Source organism: Streptomyces sp. NBC_01190, assembly GCF_045039895.1.
GTDB lineage: Bacteria > Actinomycetota > Actinomycetes > Streptomycetales > Streptomycetaceae > Actinacidiphila.
In genome coordinates this window covers 3731624-3746886 of sequence record NZ_CP108580.1, presented here as the reverse complement: position 1 = coordinate 3746886, position 15263 = coordinate 3731624, and the positions used below count along the sequence as shown (strand labels likewise).

Genomic DNA, 15263 nt, shown 5'->3' with positions numbered 1-15263 from the left:
CCCGCGCGGCGGCCCGTCCGTCTCCGGGTCAGTGGGCGCGCGGGGCGCCACGCGGGCAGCCCGGTGGGCCTGCGGCCCGATCCCGACCGATCCACCCGCTGTCCGGGCCCAGGCCGGTGCCGTGCCGCGCCGGGGGACGGGACGGCAACTGTCGGACCCGGGTGGCAGAGTGCGGAGTCATGGGAACGGATGACTTCTGGCACCTCGTGGAGACCGCGCGCTCGCGCATGACGGCGGCCGGTGGCTTCGACCGGGCGCTGGTCGAGCTGCTGGCGGCCGGTTCGCAGCGCGAGGTGCTCGGGTACCACGAGCGTTTCGAGGAGCTTCTCGGCGCCCTGTACCGCTGGGACGTCTGGGCGGCGGCGTACCTGATCGGCGGCGGCTGCTCGGACGACGGCTTCACGGACTTCCGCGCGGGCGTCATCGCCGAAGGGCGTGCGTGGTACGAGCGGGTCGCCGCCGATCCGGACAGTCTGGCCGGGCACCCGTCGGTCGCCGCGGCGGCGGCACGGGTCGGCGGGGCCGGGGGAGGCGGGGGAGATCGCGTGCTGTTCTCCGAGGAGGTGAACTACGCCGCGGCCCAGGCGTTCGAGCGCCTCACCGGTGACGAGGACGACTTCTACGAAGCCTGGGACCAGTACTCCTGGGAGACCGGGCCCGACGAGAACGGCGACAACCCCGAGAAGGGCTCGGGCGCCGAGATGGACATGGGCGAGGACTTCCAGTTCGCGGACCCCGACCAGATGCACCGCCGCCTGCCCCGACTCGCCGCGCTCTACCTCCCGCGCGGCCGCCAGGCCGATCCGTGTTTCGGCGGGGCGTCCGCCCCGAGGGTCACGTGTCCAAGCGGACCGGCATCAGGATCGAGAAGCTCTCCTCGGTGTCGGTGCGCCGAATCGCCACCGGTGCCGTAGGCGCGCCGAACTCCAGGATCAGCTCGTCCCGAGCCCCGGCGGCCAGCGCCTGAAGCAGGAAATCGCGGTTGACGGCGACGCAGTCCGAATCGTCGTCGCCTTCCGCGCGGACGGCGACCGTACCGTCGCCCGCCATCTTGAGCACGCTGAGGTCGCAGCGGCCGGCGCCCGGCTCGGGCGCCTCCGCGGTACGGACGGGGCCGGTTTCCACGGCCTTCCGGAAAGCCGCGACATCGACAAGAGCACGTGTCCCCGCCGGCAGGCGGACCAGTCGGCGGTAGTCGGGGAAGTCGTGGTCGAGGCAGGGCCCGGCCGCCTGCCGGGCTCCCGCTTCCAGGGTCACCTGGTTCCCGTCCACGCCGAGCCGTACGGACCCCCCGTCACTCAGCAGCGCGCGCATCGCGTCGGCCAGCGAAGACGGCACGACGACCCGCGCACCAAGCGCCCCCGCACTGGTGCCGCGGGCTTGCGCCACCGCCATCCGGTACCGGTCGGTGGCGACCGCGTGGAGCGACTCGCCTTCGACGTCGAAGAGGACACCGCCGAGCATCGGCAGCTCCGGGTCGGTACTGGCGGCGAACCGGACCGCGTCCAGCGCGGCGGCCAGTTCGGGCGCGCCGACGGTGAGGCGGACGGTCGCGACGTGGTGCGTTGCCATGGGATTCTCCCGGTGATCGAGTAGCGCTCGGACCGTGGAGAGCTCGCCGCGGGCATCGGACAGGTCCCGCTCAAGACGGCGCAGATGCGTCCGAAGCAGCCGGCGTACCAGCTCGGTCTCGGTGCTGGACCAGCCGGCCAGCACGAGCCGGATGTCGGCCAGCGGCATACCGGCCCGGCGCAGATGTGCCAGCAGCCTGGCCTCGTCGAGCTGCTCGGGGCCGTACCAGCGGTACCCGTTCACCGGATCCACCCGCGCCGGGACCAGCACACCGGCGCCGTCGTAGAACCGCAGGGCACTCACGCTCAGCCCGCTGCTCCGGGCCATCTCGCCGATGCTGCGCATCTCGCTCTCCACTCCCCGCACTTTCGGCTCTCGACCAGGTCGAGGGTCAAGCTCTTCGTGCCGCACCGGGCACGACGTTCGGGGGACCCGCACCATTGGCGGCCACCGGGCGATGCGGAGCCCGAGGCGCACGCCGTCGTCGGAGGTCGCCAGCACGGCGAGCGCCTCTTCCCGGGTGGGCAGCCGGCACGGGGCCGCCACCGAGCCATTAGGAAACTTTCCTTACCACCTTGACCTGGCGTCACCGCCCCTAGTTAACTGCGGGAGCGACGCAGACCGAACACGCTTCCCAGGCCAGAACCCCGGCCTCCGGACATCAGGTTCAGACCCGGTTGCGGGTTCGGTCCGCCGCCGACTCCCCTCGCCCGCTGACGAGACGTCGGACGCTGGACGGTCCAGCGGCGCCATGGCGGTCAGGGCCATCGACCCGGCTCGCCGGAATTCAGCCCACCCCCCACCATCTCACCCCCCCACCACCCCCCACTTTCGCACCGCACTTTCGCACCGCACCTTCCGACCGCGGCCTTGGCGCGGCTGGCCCCTGGCGTTTTCAGGGCCCTGCGGCGCGGGCGGTCCGCGGAAGAACCCCACGCTTCCGTCAGCACCAGGAGAAACCCCTGTGACTTGGTCACGTAGAAGGAAAATGCTTGTCGCCTCGACGCTGCCGGTGGCAGCGGTGGCGATGGCCTTCTCCGCCACCGCCTTCGCCTCGCCCTCCACCGCGAGTTCCGCCGCGGCCGCCGCGAGCTTCCCGGCCCACTTCGCCGCGCCGTACCTCTACATCAACAGCGGGAACGCCGGTGACATGGCCGCCGACATGGCCGCCACCGGGCTCAAGGACTACTCGCTGGCCTTCCTCGTCCCCCAGTCCGGCTGTACCCCGCAGTGGGGCGCCGGCGGCTCGGTGGGCTCCTTCACCTCGCAGATCAACGCGCTCAAGGCGGCCGGCGGCGACGTGATCCCCTCGTTCGGCGGCGAGCCGGACGGCAACAACCCCAACGAGATAGCCCAGACCTGCACCTCGGTCAGCTCCCTGACCGCCGCGTATCTCAACATCGTCAACACGTACGGGGTCAACCGCCTGGACTTCGACATCGAAGGCAGCGTGATCAGCGACTCGGCCGCCAACACCCGGCGCAACCAGGCCCTGGCCGCCCTCCAGGCCGAGGACCCCTCGGTGCAGATCGACTACACCCTCGCGGTCGACCCGAGCGGCCTGCCCTCGACGCAGCTCAACCTGTTGAAGGACGCCAAGAGCAAGGGCGTCAACGTCAACCTGGTCAACATCATGACCATGGACTTCGGTGACGGCCAGAACGCCTTCAACGACGCCGAGTCGGCCGCCAAGGCCACCGCCGCCCAGCTCGCCAGCCTGTACGGGATCTCCACGTCCGCCGCCTACGGCAAGATCGGGCTGACCCCGATCGCCGGGCAGAACGACGACAACGAGAACTTCACCCAGGCCAACGCCACCGCGCTGGAGTCCTTCGCCGCCACCAACGGCGTCCAGGAGCTGTCCTTCTGGGAGGTCGACGGGTACGACAAGGGCACCGGTTACGCCTACTCGCGGATCTTCAACAAGATCACCGGCGGCACCTCCACCCAGCCGCCCCCGCCCACCGGTGGCGGCCAGATCACCGGGTACGGCGGCAAGTGCGTCGACGTCGCGGCCGCGAGCAGCGCCAACGGCACCGCCGTCCAGCTCTACACCTGCAACGGCACCACCGCGCAGCAGTGGTCGTCCGCCAACGGCACGCTCCAGTCGCTGGGCAAGTGCATGGACGTGACGTCCGCCGGCACGGCGAACGGCTCCAAGGTGCAGCTCTACGACTGCAACGGGACCGCCGCGCAGCAGTGGGCGCACCAGTCCAACGGTGAGTTCGTCAACGCCGGCTCCGGCAAGTGCCTCGACGCGACCGGCCCCAGCTCGGCCGACGGCACCCGCCTCCAGATCTGGACCTGCTCCGACAGCGCCAACCAGCAGTGGACCCTGACGAGCTGACCCCCCTCCCGCCCACCGCCCGCAGCTAAGCCCCCGGCCAACCGCCACCCACCGTTGACCCCGGCGGCCCCCCTGCAGCAACTGAGCCCCGGCCCGCCCCCCGGCAGCCGGGGCTCAGCGGTTGACGGCGCGAGCAACACACCAGGGCCGACCACCGACAAGCCCCGATCCTGTCAGCCGATGCTCGGGGGAGCGGGCCGACGGCGGTGCGCGAAGTCGACCCGGTCACCACCGCCGCGCCGGCCGGTCGTCGTAGGAGCGGTGCGGGCACGGCACGGGCTGGCAGGGTTCGGAAAAAGTGGTGGGCGGTTGTCGATCCGGTCGGGTTCCGTTCGACGTCATGGTGTGCGGCGGTACCTCGCCGTGCGGTGGCTGGACAGGATCGGACGAGGAAACCCGTGAATCAACTGCTGAGAGTGATGAATTTCGGTGTCTCGAGCGACGGCATCGGTGCCGGCGAGGAGCAGAGTCTCGAGCGGCCGTTCGGTCATGTCGATCCCGGGAGGCTGTTCGCCTGGGCGGGCGCCACGGCGAGCTGGCCCATGCGCACGGCTCCCGGGGGGAGCCGGGGTATCGACGACTACTTCACGCGGGACTTCGCACGCAACATCGGTGCGGAGATCATGGGCCGCAACAAGTTCGGCCCGCAGCGCGGGCCCTGGCAGGACCACGACTGGCGCGGCTTGTGGGAGGAGGAGCCCCCGTTCCACACACCGGTTTTCGTCATGACCCACCACGAGCGTCCGTCGTTCACGCTCTCCGACACCACGTTCCACTTCGTGGGCGGCGACCCCGCGGCGGTCCTCGATCAGGCCCGGGACGCGGCGCAGGGCCAGGACGTCCGGCTCGGCGGCGGGGTCAGCGTCATCCGGCAGTTCCTCGACGCCGACCTCGTCGACACCCTGCACATCGCGGTCTCGCCGGTGAAGCTCGGGTCCGGGCTACGGCTCTGGCAATCGCCCGACGAGCTGCTCGACCGGTTCCACCTGGAGGTCGTGCCCAGCCCGAGCGGTGTGACCCACCACCTCTTCTGGCGAAGGTGACGCGAGGGCCCACTTCCGGCAGTGGCCCGGCACCGAAGAGCGGCAAACCGAGAGCGCGCGTCGATGGGCCCCACCCCGTACGGTGGGGCCCATCGTCCGTCGTGCCCGGTCAGGCGCTGGGGCAGTACACCTGGGCCGGCCCGCCGGGGTCATCCGCGATCCGCCCCGGTGCGTCCAGGCACACGGGCACAGGCACGGGCACGGCGTCGACCAGCGTGGCGAGGGGCGTCTCAAGGCTCCGGCCTCAGCGCCGTAACCAACCGATGGGAGTAGAGATGGGCGAGCTGAAGCAGGTGGCCGACGGTGTTTGGGTCCGGCAGAGCGAGTGGGTCTGGACCAATTCCATCGTTGTGCGCGCGGCGGACGGGCTGATCCTGATCGATCCCGGCATCGACGGCTCCGAGTTGGACCGGCTCGCCGATGACGTGGACCGGCTCGGCGTTCCGGTGGTCGCCGGGTTCGCCACCCACCCCCACTGGGACCACCTGCTCTGGCATCCCCGGTTCGGCGACGTGCCGCGCTACGCCACCCCCGCCACCGCCCACCTTGCCGGTCAAGCCCGGGAGCGGGCGCAGGCGATGGCGGCGGAGAGCGCGTCCGGTATCCCGCTCGACCTGGTCGCGCTGGTCACCCCGCTGCCCGCGGACGGCGCACCGGTGCCGGGTGAGGTCATCGAGCATCGGGCACACGCCGTCGGCCACGCCGCGGTCCTCCTCGCGGACCGCGGCGTCCTGCTCGCCGGCGACATGCTCTCCGACGTCCTCATCCCGCTCCTCGATATGCGCCAGGACGATCAGGTACGAGCGTACGAGGCCGCGCTCGACCGGCTCGGTGAGGCCGCTGAGCATGTCGATGTCGTGGTCCCCGGACACGGCGCCGTTGCCGAAGGCCCCGAGGTGGCGGCCCGCCTCGCCGCCGATCACGCCTACATCGACGCGCTACGGCGAGGAGAGGAACCGGTCGACGCACGTCTGGGGCCGCACGCGGACTGGCTCTCCCGCCCCCACCGCTCGAACATCGAGCAGGCCCGCGGGCGCTAGGTGTATTGCCCGGTGAGGTTGGGGACGCGGGTGGCGGGTGGTTGGCCTCCGAGGGCGGTGTGTCCGCGGTGGTGGTTGTAGGTGGGGTCCGCTCGGTCCACCAGCCGGACAAGCCGTCCAGCGTGGTCAGCGCGTCGTACACCTGCTCCGGCGAGGACCGCTCGACTGCCGTCGCGGCGTCACCCGACCCGACCCGGCGTGCCGATCGATCACCTGTCGGACGTATAGATTTCGTAAAACTGATGAACGAGACGATTGCGTGACGGGGCTCACAGGTGGTTCGATTAGTTAGGAAGTTTTACTAACGATTGATGGAGGTCCCCCACCCGCCATGACATCGACCCGTACGCGCCTCGCTCTGGCAGCCGCCGCAGCCATCGCGCTCGCCATCCCGCTCGCCGTCGGGAACGCCGACGCCGCCACGACGCACACCGCCGTCAAGGCGGGCCCGGCTGCCGCGTCGACCGCCGCCACGTACACGGCCGCTCAGGTACTGGCCGGCGTCCAGCAGAACTCGACGACCGCGAACAAGGTCAACACCAAGCCCCACATCAACACCATGACGCGGGCCCAGAACGTGAACGTGTACCAGGTCGCGTCGGGTGTCTACGCCTACTCCTCCAGCATGGCCATCGACACCGACGGCAGCGACTCCGACCCCGATCCCGATCACCAGGGCGAGACGACCTGGGAGGACAGCAACGGCCAGGCCCTGGGCGCGCACCACGTGCCGTTCTACGTGCTGGGCGACGACTGCTGGGACCGTACGACCCCCTGTCCGCACTTCTTCTACAAGGAACGCGGCATGACTGGGCGGCAGTTCGCGCTGATGTTCTACAACGGCAAGGTCATCGGCTCGATCTTCGGCGACACGCAGACCGCGAACAACCAGACCACCTCGGACAACGACTCCCGCGAACTGGGCGAGGCGTCCGTGAAGGCCGCCCAGTTGCTCGGCATCCCCAGCAGCGGCACCACCGGCGGGGTGGACAACGGCGTGACCGTGGTGATGTTCTCCGGTTCGTCCTGGGTCGTGAACGGCACCAACGCCAACCTGAACGACAACGCCCAGGCCCTGGTCCAAAAGGCCCTGGACAGCCTCGGCGCGAGCATGGCGGGTACGACTCCGCCGTCGGGCGGCACGCTGTTCGAGGCGGAGACCGGCACACTGTCCAGCGGTGGCACGTTCGACTCCAACCACCTCGGCTTCACCGGTACCGCTTTCGCCAACCCGGCCAACGCGGCCGGCTCGTACGTCGACATCCCGGTCACCGCGACCGCCGCCGGCACCAAGACCCTGAGCTTCCGGTACTCCGACGGCACCACCGCGGCGCGACCCGCGACCATCTCGGTCAACGGCACCTCGCGCGGCACACTGAACTTCCCGACCACCGCCAACTGGGACACCTGGACCACCGCGTCCATCTCGGTGCCCCTGACGGCGGGCACCAACACCATCCGGGTCACCGGCACCACCGCGGACGGCCCCGCCAACATCGACTCGGTGACCGTCTCCCAGTAGCTGCACGACCACCTGCGTCCCGGCGCCGGCCGGCGGGCCACCACCCGTCGCCCGGCGCCGGTGTCGTCCCACCGGCCGGCCGGCCAGCTGAACACGCGGCCCCACCAACTCGCGCCGCCGCCTGGCCATTTGACCGTCCCGATCACAGGGGCGGAAGTTCACCCGGGTCCGGGAGCATCGGCGGCCATGAGCAACCTCAGTCGCCGCATCTTCATCCTAGGCGGGCTCACCACCGCGGGCTCCGCCGCGGTCCAACTCGGGGCGATGGCCCAGCCGTCGGCCGCCGCCTCCATTCCCTTCCCCTTCACCCTCGGTGTCGCCTCCGGGGAACCCGACGACAGCAGCGTGGTGCTCTGGACGCGGCTGGCTCCCACCCCGACCAACGCGGACGGCCAGGGCGGCATGCCCAACGCCGACGTCGCCGTCGACTGGCAGGTGTCGGCCAACCAGAACTTCACCACCCTCGTCAGCTCCGGAACGGTCACCGCCCACTACGCCCAGGCCCACTCGGTGCACGCGCTGGCCGGCGGACTCGCCCCGGACTCGGAGTACTACTACCGGTTCCGGGCCCAGGGATTCATCTCCCCGGTGGGCCGGACCCGCACCGCGCCGGCGCCGAACACGGTCGGGCGCGACTTCACGATGTCCTTCGCCTCGTGCGCCCACTACGAGCAGGGGTACTACACCGCCTACCGCCGCATGGCCGACGACCGCCCCGACCTGATCCTGCACCTGGGCGACTACATCTACGAGGGCGGCGCCACCTCCGGCGCCCTGCGCCAGCACCTCGGCAGCGAGATCGTCTCGCTGGCCGACTATCGCCGCCGCTACGCGCTCTACCGCAGCGACCCGGACCTGCAAGCCGCGCACGCGATCGCGCCGTGGCTGGTGGTGCCGGACGACCACGAGGTGGAGAACAACTACGCCGGCATGGTCCGCGCCGACAACAGCCCCGTATTGACGGCGGCGCAGTGGACCGCGCGACGTACCGCCGCCTACCAGGCCTACTTCGAGAACATGCCGCTGCGGGCCGCCGCGGCGCCCGCCGGCAACAGCATCCAGCTCTACCGCCGGGTCCGCTGGGGCACCCTCGCCACGTTCCACATGCTCGACACCCGCCAGTTCCGCGACGACCAGGCCTGCGGCGACGGGACGAAGGTGTGCGCCGACGCCGATCTGCCCAGCCGCTCGATCACCGGCGCGGCCCAGGAGGCGTGGCTGCTCGACGGACTCGGCCAGCACCTGAGCACCTGGGACCTCATCGGCCAGCAGGTCTTCTTCGCCCGCAACGTGGACTCGACCGGCGCGATGAACATGGACGCCTGGGACGGGTACCGGGCCGGCCGCGCACGGATCCAGCAGGGCATCATCGACCGGGCCGTACGCAACCCGGTCGTCCTCACCGGTGATGTGCACGCGTCGTGGGGCAACAACCTCAAGGCCGACTACGCCAATCCGTCGTCGGCGACCTTCGGTTCCGAACTCGTCTGCACCTCCATCACCAGCGGCGGCAACGGAAGCGCCACCACGACGATCCCCAACGGATCGCTCAACCCGCATCTGCGCTTCTACTCCGATCGGCGCGGCTACGTCCGCACACACATCACGCCGTCGCAGCTCACCGCCGACTTCCGGTCGGTGGCGACGGTGACCGAGCACGGCGCGGCGGCGACCACCGCCAGGACCTTTGTCATCCACGACGGACAGCCGGGGTTGGCCGATGCGTAAGCTCTCCGCTCTCGGCGCGGCCGTCGCCGGCCTCGTCGCGGTCCTCGCCATGGTCGCCCCCGCCTCGGCGGCGGGGCCCACGTCCTGGGTGACCGCGAACAGCGACTCCGCCGGCGACCAGGACTCCTCCTCGATCGCGGCCAACCGCCTCGGCGATGTCGCGGTGGTCTGGGAGGACGACCGCGACACGACCGCCCCGGACGACAACGCGCACAGCGACGTGTGGGTGCGGATGTTCCGTAACGGCACCTCGGCCTACGAGAAGAAGCTCTCGGCCGGCGGGACCGCGGGCGCGGCCTGGCGGCACCTCCAGCCCGACGTGGGACTCGACGACCGGGGCAACGCCGTCGTCGTGTGGGCGGAGGACCCGGACGGCAACGGGTTCTACAACATCACCTACCGTGTGCTCTCCCCGGCCGGTGCGGTCATCGGCTCCGGCCAGGCCAACGCGAGCGCCGACGGCCAGCAGATCCATCCGCGCGTCGCGGTCGATCCGGACGGCGCGCCGGGCAGCACCACCGCGGTCGCGTTCACCGTGGTGTGGGAGGACATCCAGGGCACGGCGCCGGCGACGGTGAAGGCGGCGGGGTTCACCGGGACCACGACGAAGGCCTACGAGGTGACGGTCAACGCGCCCGGCGGGTCACACCACAACCCCGACGTCGCGACCTCCGCCTCGGGCGACGCCGTCGTCGTCTGGGACGAGGACACCGACAACAACGGCCTCTACCAGATCGGTCTGGTGAAGCTGGCCAAGGCGAACGGGGCCGTCGTACTCACCCGCCGCAGCGCCAACAGCCTCGCCGGCGGGCAGCAACAACGCCCGGCCGTGGCCGCCGACTTCAACGGCGACTTCGCCGTGGCATGGGAGTCCGACCGCACCGGCACCCGGGGCGTCTGGGCCCGGTCGTTCACCGCGACCGGCACCGCCGGCCCGGCCGAGGTCGAGATCTCCGGCGGAGCCGGAGCCGGCAACCCCACCATCGGCATCGACGACCAGCGCGACGCCGTGGTCGGCTGGAGCGTCGCCGGCACCGATCCGGCGGTCGCGGCCCGGGGCCTCAACCCCGACGGCACCTTCGCCGGCCGGCTGCCGGCCCAGTCCGTCAGCCAGGTCACGACCGGTCGGCAGGAGCAACTCGCCGTGGCCTCCTCCCCGTTCGGCACCCTCGCGATGTCGTACACCGACGACAACGACGGGAACTCCTTCGACCAGGTGCTGATGGGTCTGGGGGCGAGCAACTCGGACTGGTAACGCCCTTTCTTTCCCCGGACGTCCCCCGGGCGGGCCCCGGCGGACGTCCCCCGGGCCGGCGCCGGCCGGGGTGATCCGACAGCAGGCCCCGGAACCGCGCGCCAACGCGGCCCCCCGGCACCGCTGTCGGATCACCTCCGCCCACGGAAGCGGCTCCCAGACATACCCCCACGTCGGCGGGGCTGGTCCGGGGACTGCCTGATGTACGGGTGCGGACGGTCTGCCGGCGTCCCGACCACGATTCCGAGAGGTGCGGTCGGCCCGGTGCGACCTCCTCTCGCGACATCGGCTCGGGTGAGGGCTTTGACCGGTAGCCTGCCCTGCATTGGCGACTTTCGCCGCTTCTTGTGGTGCCGGGGGGCAGCAGATGATCGGTCTTGTTGTGGCATTCGTGGCGGGGTGCCTGGTGACATTCGGTGTGCTGCGGGCGTTCGGCGCCCGGGGGCCGCGTACTCCAATCGAGCCGCCCCGTGGCGCGGTGCGTGTGGGGGAGGCCGTCACGGTCTTCGGCGAGGAACTGGAGAGTCTGGCCTTCGATCCCGCGAGCCCCGCCGCCACCGCCGCCATGATCACCGACTACGGGACCGCACTGGACTGCTACGAGCAGGCGAAGGCCGCACCTGTCGGCGATGAACCGGAGATCGCCCGCGCTCTGGACCGCGGCCGTGCCGCTCTCATCCGGCTCTCCGCACGAATCGACGGCCGCCCGATCCCCATCGAAGCCCTGGAGAGCCTGCTGGCGCCCGCGCCGCCGGTGCTGGTGAGCGAGGACCGCTACCTGCACTCGGGCACCGCGCCGGGCGAGTTCGACGTTCTTATCGACCGTCCTGAGCCCGGGAGCCCGGTCATCGCCGACATCGCCTTCGAAGGACACGGAAACTTCTTCGTCCGACCGCTCACGCGTACTGAGGGACGGCTGACCACCGGCCAAACCTTGGTGAACTTCCAACACGCCTACCAGGGACGCCATCTCGTCGACACCTCGGTCACCCACCTGAGGGTCGGAGTGAAGAATACCCAAGGCCCGTGCCGCTGGACGGTACGCTTCCTGCCGGTCGACCGCGCTCTGTCCTTCACCGGTGCGGCGCACGGCACTACCGCGCACGAAGTCCTCGCCCACACCGGCGGACGCGCCCGGATCGTCGTCCAGGCCAGGACCACCGGCACCTGGCGTGTGACCTACCGCGCTCCACGCCGGGACAGTGGCACGGACTGGATCCACGGACTCGGCGACGGATCCCAGGACCTCGTCGTTCCCGCGGCGGGCTGGATACTCGTCCAGGTCCCCGACGGCGGCTCCTGGTCGCTCCAGACCCGCGACGTCGTCCCGTCCGGTGGCGGATGGGCGTAGCGTAGCCCGCCGGATCCGCATCCTCGCCGCTACCGACCAGATCATGGCTCTCCAAGAGCTCCAGCGCGACGGCCGCCGCCGTCGCTGGCGAAGAGCGTGCCCGGCTCATCCCCGTCCATCTGGACAGCCCCGTACTCGCGGAGCTTGTGCCGTGGCTGTTCTGACCGGCCGGGACACCGGGATCGCGTTCCCGCGCACGATAGCCGCGCTGCCCAGCGACCGGGCATAGCCGATTTCCGCTCGGCGACCGCCGAGACCCCCGGATGATCTCCGACTCCGGTCAGCTGCCGCCATCGCTCGTGTGCGGAGCGGGTCATGACAGCGGCGGGTATCACGCCAGATCCGGGGGACTCGATCGTGCCGTGCGGTCGGTGAGCCTTCCCCGCCGGGAGGGCGGGCGGCTCAGCGCAGTCCGGCGAAGAGGTCGTTCTCGGGTTCGGCCGGGCCGGCCGCGCCGGTGGTGTCGACACGTACGAAGGTCTCCACGCCCATCAACTCGCCGAACCTCTCCTTGCCCATCTTGAGGAAGAAGATGTTCTCGCCCTGACTGGCGTGCGCGGCCAGCGCGTCGAACTTCTGACCGCTGAACGCGGTGGCGTCCACCCACGTGGTGATCTCATCGTCGGGGAGGCCGATCTCGGCCAGCGCGGCGGCCTCGGCAGGATCCGGTGCGGGCATGTCCTCGCCGAACTCCCGCATGACCTCGCCGAACCGCCGCATCGCCGAGCGGGGCATCGTCGTCCAGTACACCTTCGGTGTCAGCGCGGTCATCTCCAGCGCCGCCATCGTGATGCGGTGCGCCTGGATGTGGTCGGGGTGGCCGTAGAAACCGTTCTCGTCGTAGGTGACGACCACGTCGGGCCGGTAGTGCCGCATGAGCTCGGCGAGTCGGGCGGCGCCTTCCTCGACCGGGGTCCGCCAGAAGGATCCAGGGGCGTCGTTGGTCGCCCAGCCCATCATCCCCGAGTCGGCGTAGTCGAGCGTCTCCAGATCGCTGATCTTCAGGACGTCACAGCTCGCCTTGAGTTCTTCCCGGCGCATCGCGGTGACCGCGGCCGCATCGTGCCCGGGCTCGCCGGGCTTGACACCCCCCGGTCCGTCACCGCAGCCGCCGTCGGTACACGTCACGAGAACCGTGCGGATGCCCTCCGCCGCGTACCGTGCGAGGACTCCGCCGGTTCCGGTGGCCTCGTCGTCGGGGTGGGCGTGTACTGCCATAAGCGTCAAGGGCCGGTCAGTCATGAAACAGTCCTCCTGCGGACATACGTCTTGATCCGAAGCGCGTAGCGGGCGTCCACGATGCGGGGGCCCGGATACCGGCGCGACGGGCGACCTGCGGCCGTCGTGTTTCCCGCCCGTGCGGCGCGCTTCCTTCGACCAATGCAACCACGCCGGCCGGCCCGACTGTTCCCGCGCCCGGGCCGCTGGGCGGCTCGGACCTTCCATCAACGCGGAGGATACAAGATTCGAACGCGTGAGCGGTCCACTGGTGGCGTGCGCGAAGCACGTGTCGGGTGCGCGCCCCACCGGATCTATTCGGCCCAGGCGTGTTCCAGCAGGGTGCGGAAGGTGGTGGGCGCTCGGCCGATCAGGTCGGCCAGCGTCGGGTCGACGGCGCTGAACTCGCCATCCAGCGCGGCCGCGAAGATGCTCAGTATCAGGTCGGCGACCGGTGCCGGGGCGCCGTGCGCCAGGGCCTGCTCGCGGAAGTCGTCGGCGGCGACGACGGTACGGGTGAAGGGCCGACCGGTGACCTGGGCCGCGACCTCGGCGACGGCGTCGAAGTCGAGCGCCGCGGGGCCGGTGAGCGGCGGGGTGGGGCCCTCGAAGCGGCCCTCGTCGGCGAGGATCGCCGCGGTGGCCTCGGCGAGGTCGTCGTGGCCGGTCCAGGCGACGGGTCCGTCGGCGGGGAGGGAGATGTCGCCGGTGTGGCGGGCGGACTCCAGGAAGTGCAGGGCGCTGGCCGCGTAGAAGCCGTTGCGCAGTGCGGTCCAGGGCAGGCCGGTGGCCCGCAGCAGGTCCTCGGTCCGGGCGTGGTCGCGGCATGCCTGGAAGCGGGAGTCGTGGGCGGCGCCCATCTGGCTGGTGTAGAGGATACGGCCGACGCCGGCCCGCACGGCGGCGTCGATGGCGGTGCGGTGGCCGGTGACGCACTCCTCGCCCGTGCGGTCGAGGGAGACAAGGAGCAGTTGCTCGGCGCCCTCGAAGGCGTGGACGAGTGAGGCGGGGTCGTCGAAGCTGCCCTGCCGGACGCGGACGCCGCGGTCGGCGAGGTCCTGTGCCTTGCCGGGGTCGCGGACGCTGACGCCGACACGGCTGGCGGGAAGGCGCTCCAGGATGCGCTCGACGGTGCGATGTCCGAGCTTTCCGGTGGCTCCGGTCACGATGATCATGGGTTCTCCCCGTAGCGTTTCCAGTGGAATCATTCTCAGGATAACACTGAAACTAACAGTGGAAGCAGACACCCGATATCATCGATACATGACCAACCGCGACCCCGCCGACGGACCCCGCCGGCGCATTATCGAGGCGACCATCGAGCTGCTGGAGAGTGGTGGCCCCGACGCGGTGAGCACGCGCGCGGTCGCCGCCGCGGCCGGCATGCAGCCGCCGGCCATCTACCGAAACTTCGGCGACAAGGACGGGTTGCTGGAGGCGGTCGCCGAGTACGGCTATGCGCAGTTCCTGGAGGACAAACGCGCGCGGCTCGACCTCACGCCGGAGGACCCGGTGGAGGAGCTGCGCCGCGGCTGGGACATGACGGTGGAGTTCGGGGTCAAGCGTCCAGAGCTGTTCGCGGTGATGAACAGGGCCGCCGGCGAGGGGGCGGACGCGGCACACCGCGCGGGCCTGGAGATCCTCCACGGGCGGGTGCGCCGGCTGGCGGCCGGGGGGTGGCTGCGGGTCGATGAGGAGCTGGCCGCCCAGATCATCCAGGCCACCGGCCAAGGCGCGGTCATCACCTGGAACGCCACGCCCGCGGAACGCCGCGATCCGGCGCTGCTCACCATCCTGCGCGAGTCCATGGTCGCCGCCGTCACCCGCGCCGAACCGACGATCTCCGCCGCGGAATCCGGCCCCGCCCCGGCGGCCCGCGCGCTGCGCGCGGCCCTCACCGATGACGCCGACGTCCTGAGCGAGGCCGAGCACCTACTGCTGCGCGAATGGCTGACGCGACTGGCGGCGGACGGTGGCGCGCCGCGGGCGTAGGCGTTCCGAGCTGGGGCGGAGCAACACTCGGGCGGACGTCGGGACGACGCAGGACACCGACGAATGGGACCGGCCGTGGGTCCGGACGTGAGACCGGCCGTAAGACCGGTACGCGGCCTTGGGCCGGATGGTGAGGCATCCGGCGTCGGGGGCTGATCCCAACTGTCAGGACAGGCCCCAGGGGAGGGCCATAGG

At 70.9% G+C, this 15263-nt stretch carries 12 protein-coding genes; 9 read left to right on the top strand and 3 right to left on the bottom strand.

Annotated elements, in window-relative coordinates; all coding sequences use genetic code 11:
* The first annotated feature begins 179 nt into the window (after window positions 1-179).
* Window positions 180-914 (top strand): DUF4240 domain-containing protein, encoded by a 735-nt coding sequence (locus OG519_RS15475; RefSeq protein ID WP_405583617.1) that lies wholly within the window; start codon window positions 180-182, stop codon window positions 912-914.
* On the opposite strand, the gene OG519_RS15470 is transcribed toward OG519_RS15475, so the two are convergent.
* Window positions 835-1917, bottom strand: coding sequence for a MerR family transcriptional regulator (locus tag OG519_RS15470; RefSeq protein ID WP_405583615.1), 1083 nt, complete (start codon window positions 1915-1917; stop codon window positions 835-837). The two genes, OG519_RS15475 and OG519_RS15470, sit on opposite strands and share 80 nt — an antisense overlap.
* Window positions 1918-2560: 643 nt before the next feature.
* Here OG519_RS15470 and OG519_RS15465 point away from each other — a divergent pair.
* From OG519_RS15465 to OG519_RS15435, 7 genes are all read left to right on the top strand, one after another.
* A complete protein-coding gene (locus tag OG519_RS15465) occupies window positions 2561-3919 on the top strand; it encodes a ricin-type beta-trefoil lectin domain protein (protein WP_405583613.1) in 1359 nt (452 codons plus the stop codon).
* Between the two features lie 398 nt (window positions 3920-4317).
* Window positions 4318-4962: a dihydrofolate reductase family protein gene (locus OG519_RS15460; protein ID WP_405583611.1), complete on the top strand. Its 645-nt coding sequence runs from the start codon at window positions 4318-4320 to the stop codon at window positions 4960-4962.
* Between the two features lie 275 nt (window positions 4963-5237).
* Window positions 5238-6002: an MBL fold metallo-hydrolase gene (locus tag OG519_RS15455; protein WP_405583609.1), complete on the top strand. Its 765-nt coding sequence runs from the start codon at window positions 5238-5240 to the stop codon at window positions 6000-6002.
* A gap of 331 nt (window positions 6003-6333) precedes the next feature.
* On the top strand, window positions 6334-7524 hold the full coding sequence (locus tag OG519_RS15450) for a glycoside hydrolase family 75 protein (protein ID WP_405583607.1): 1191 nt from the start codon (window positions 6334-6336) through the stop codon (window positions 7522-7524).
* A 186-nt stretch (window positions 7525-7710) separates the two neighbouring features.
* Window positions 7711-9252, top strand: coding sequence for an alkaline phosphatase D family protein (locus tag OG519_RS15445; protein WP_405583605.1), 1542 nt, complete (start codon window positions 7711-7713; stop codon window positions 9250-9252).
* Window positions 9245-10507: a hypothetical protein gene (locus tag OG519_RS15440; RefSeq protein WP_405583603.1), complete on the top strand. Its 1263-nt coding sequence runs from the start codon at window positions 9245-9247 to the stop codon at window positions 10505-10507. Before OG519_RS15445 ends, OG519_RS15440 begins: the two co-directional genes overlap by 8 nt.
* Before the next feature lie 484 nt (window positions 10508-10991).
* Window positions 10992-11858, top strand: coding sequence for a hypothetical protein (locus OG519_RS15435; RefSeq protein WP_405583601.1), 867 nt, complete (start codon window positions 10992-10994; stop codon window positions 11856-11858).
* A gap of 402 nt (window positions 11859-12260) precedes the next feature.
* Here the strand turns inward: OG519_RS15435 and OG519_RS15430 are convergent, their stop codons facing one another.
* On the bottom strand, window positions 12261-13100 hold the full coding sequence (locus OG519_RS15430) for a PIG-L family deacetylase (RefSeq protein ID WP_405583599.1): 840 nt from the start codon (window positions 13098-13100) through the stop codon (window positions 12261-12263).
* A 290-nt stretch (window positions 13101-13390) separates the two neighbouring features.
* A complete protein-coding gene (locus OG519_RS15425; protein ID WP_405583597.1) occupies window positions 13391-14251 on the bottom strand; it encodes an SDR family oxidoreductase in 861 nt (286 codons plus the stop codon).
* A gap of 88 nt (window positions 14252-14339) precedes the next feature.
* Here OG519_RS15425 and OG519_RS15420 point away from each other — a divergent pair, with 88 nt between their 5' ends.
* Window positions 14340-15068: a TetR/AcrR family transcriptional regulator gene (locus tag OG519_RS15420; RefSeq protein ID WP_405583595.1), complete on the top strand. Its 729-nt coding sequence runs from the start codon at window positions 14340-14342 to the stop codon at window positions 15066-15068.
* Window positions 15069-15263: the final 195 nt, after the last annotated feature.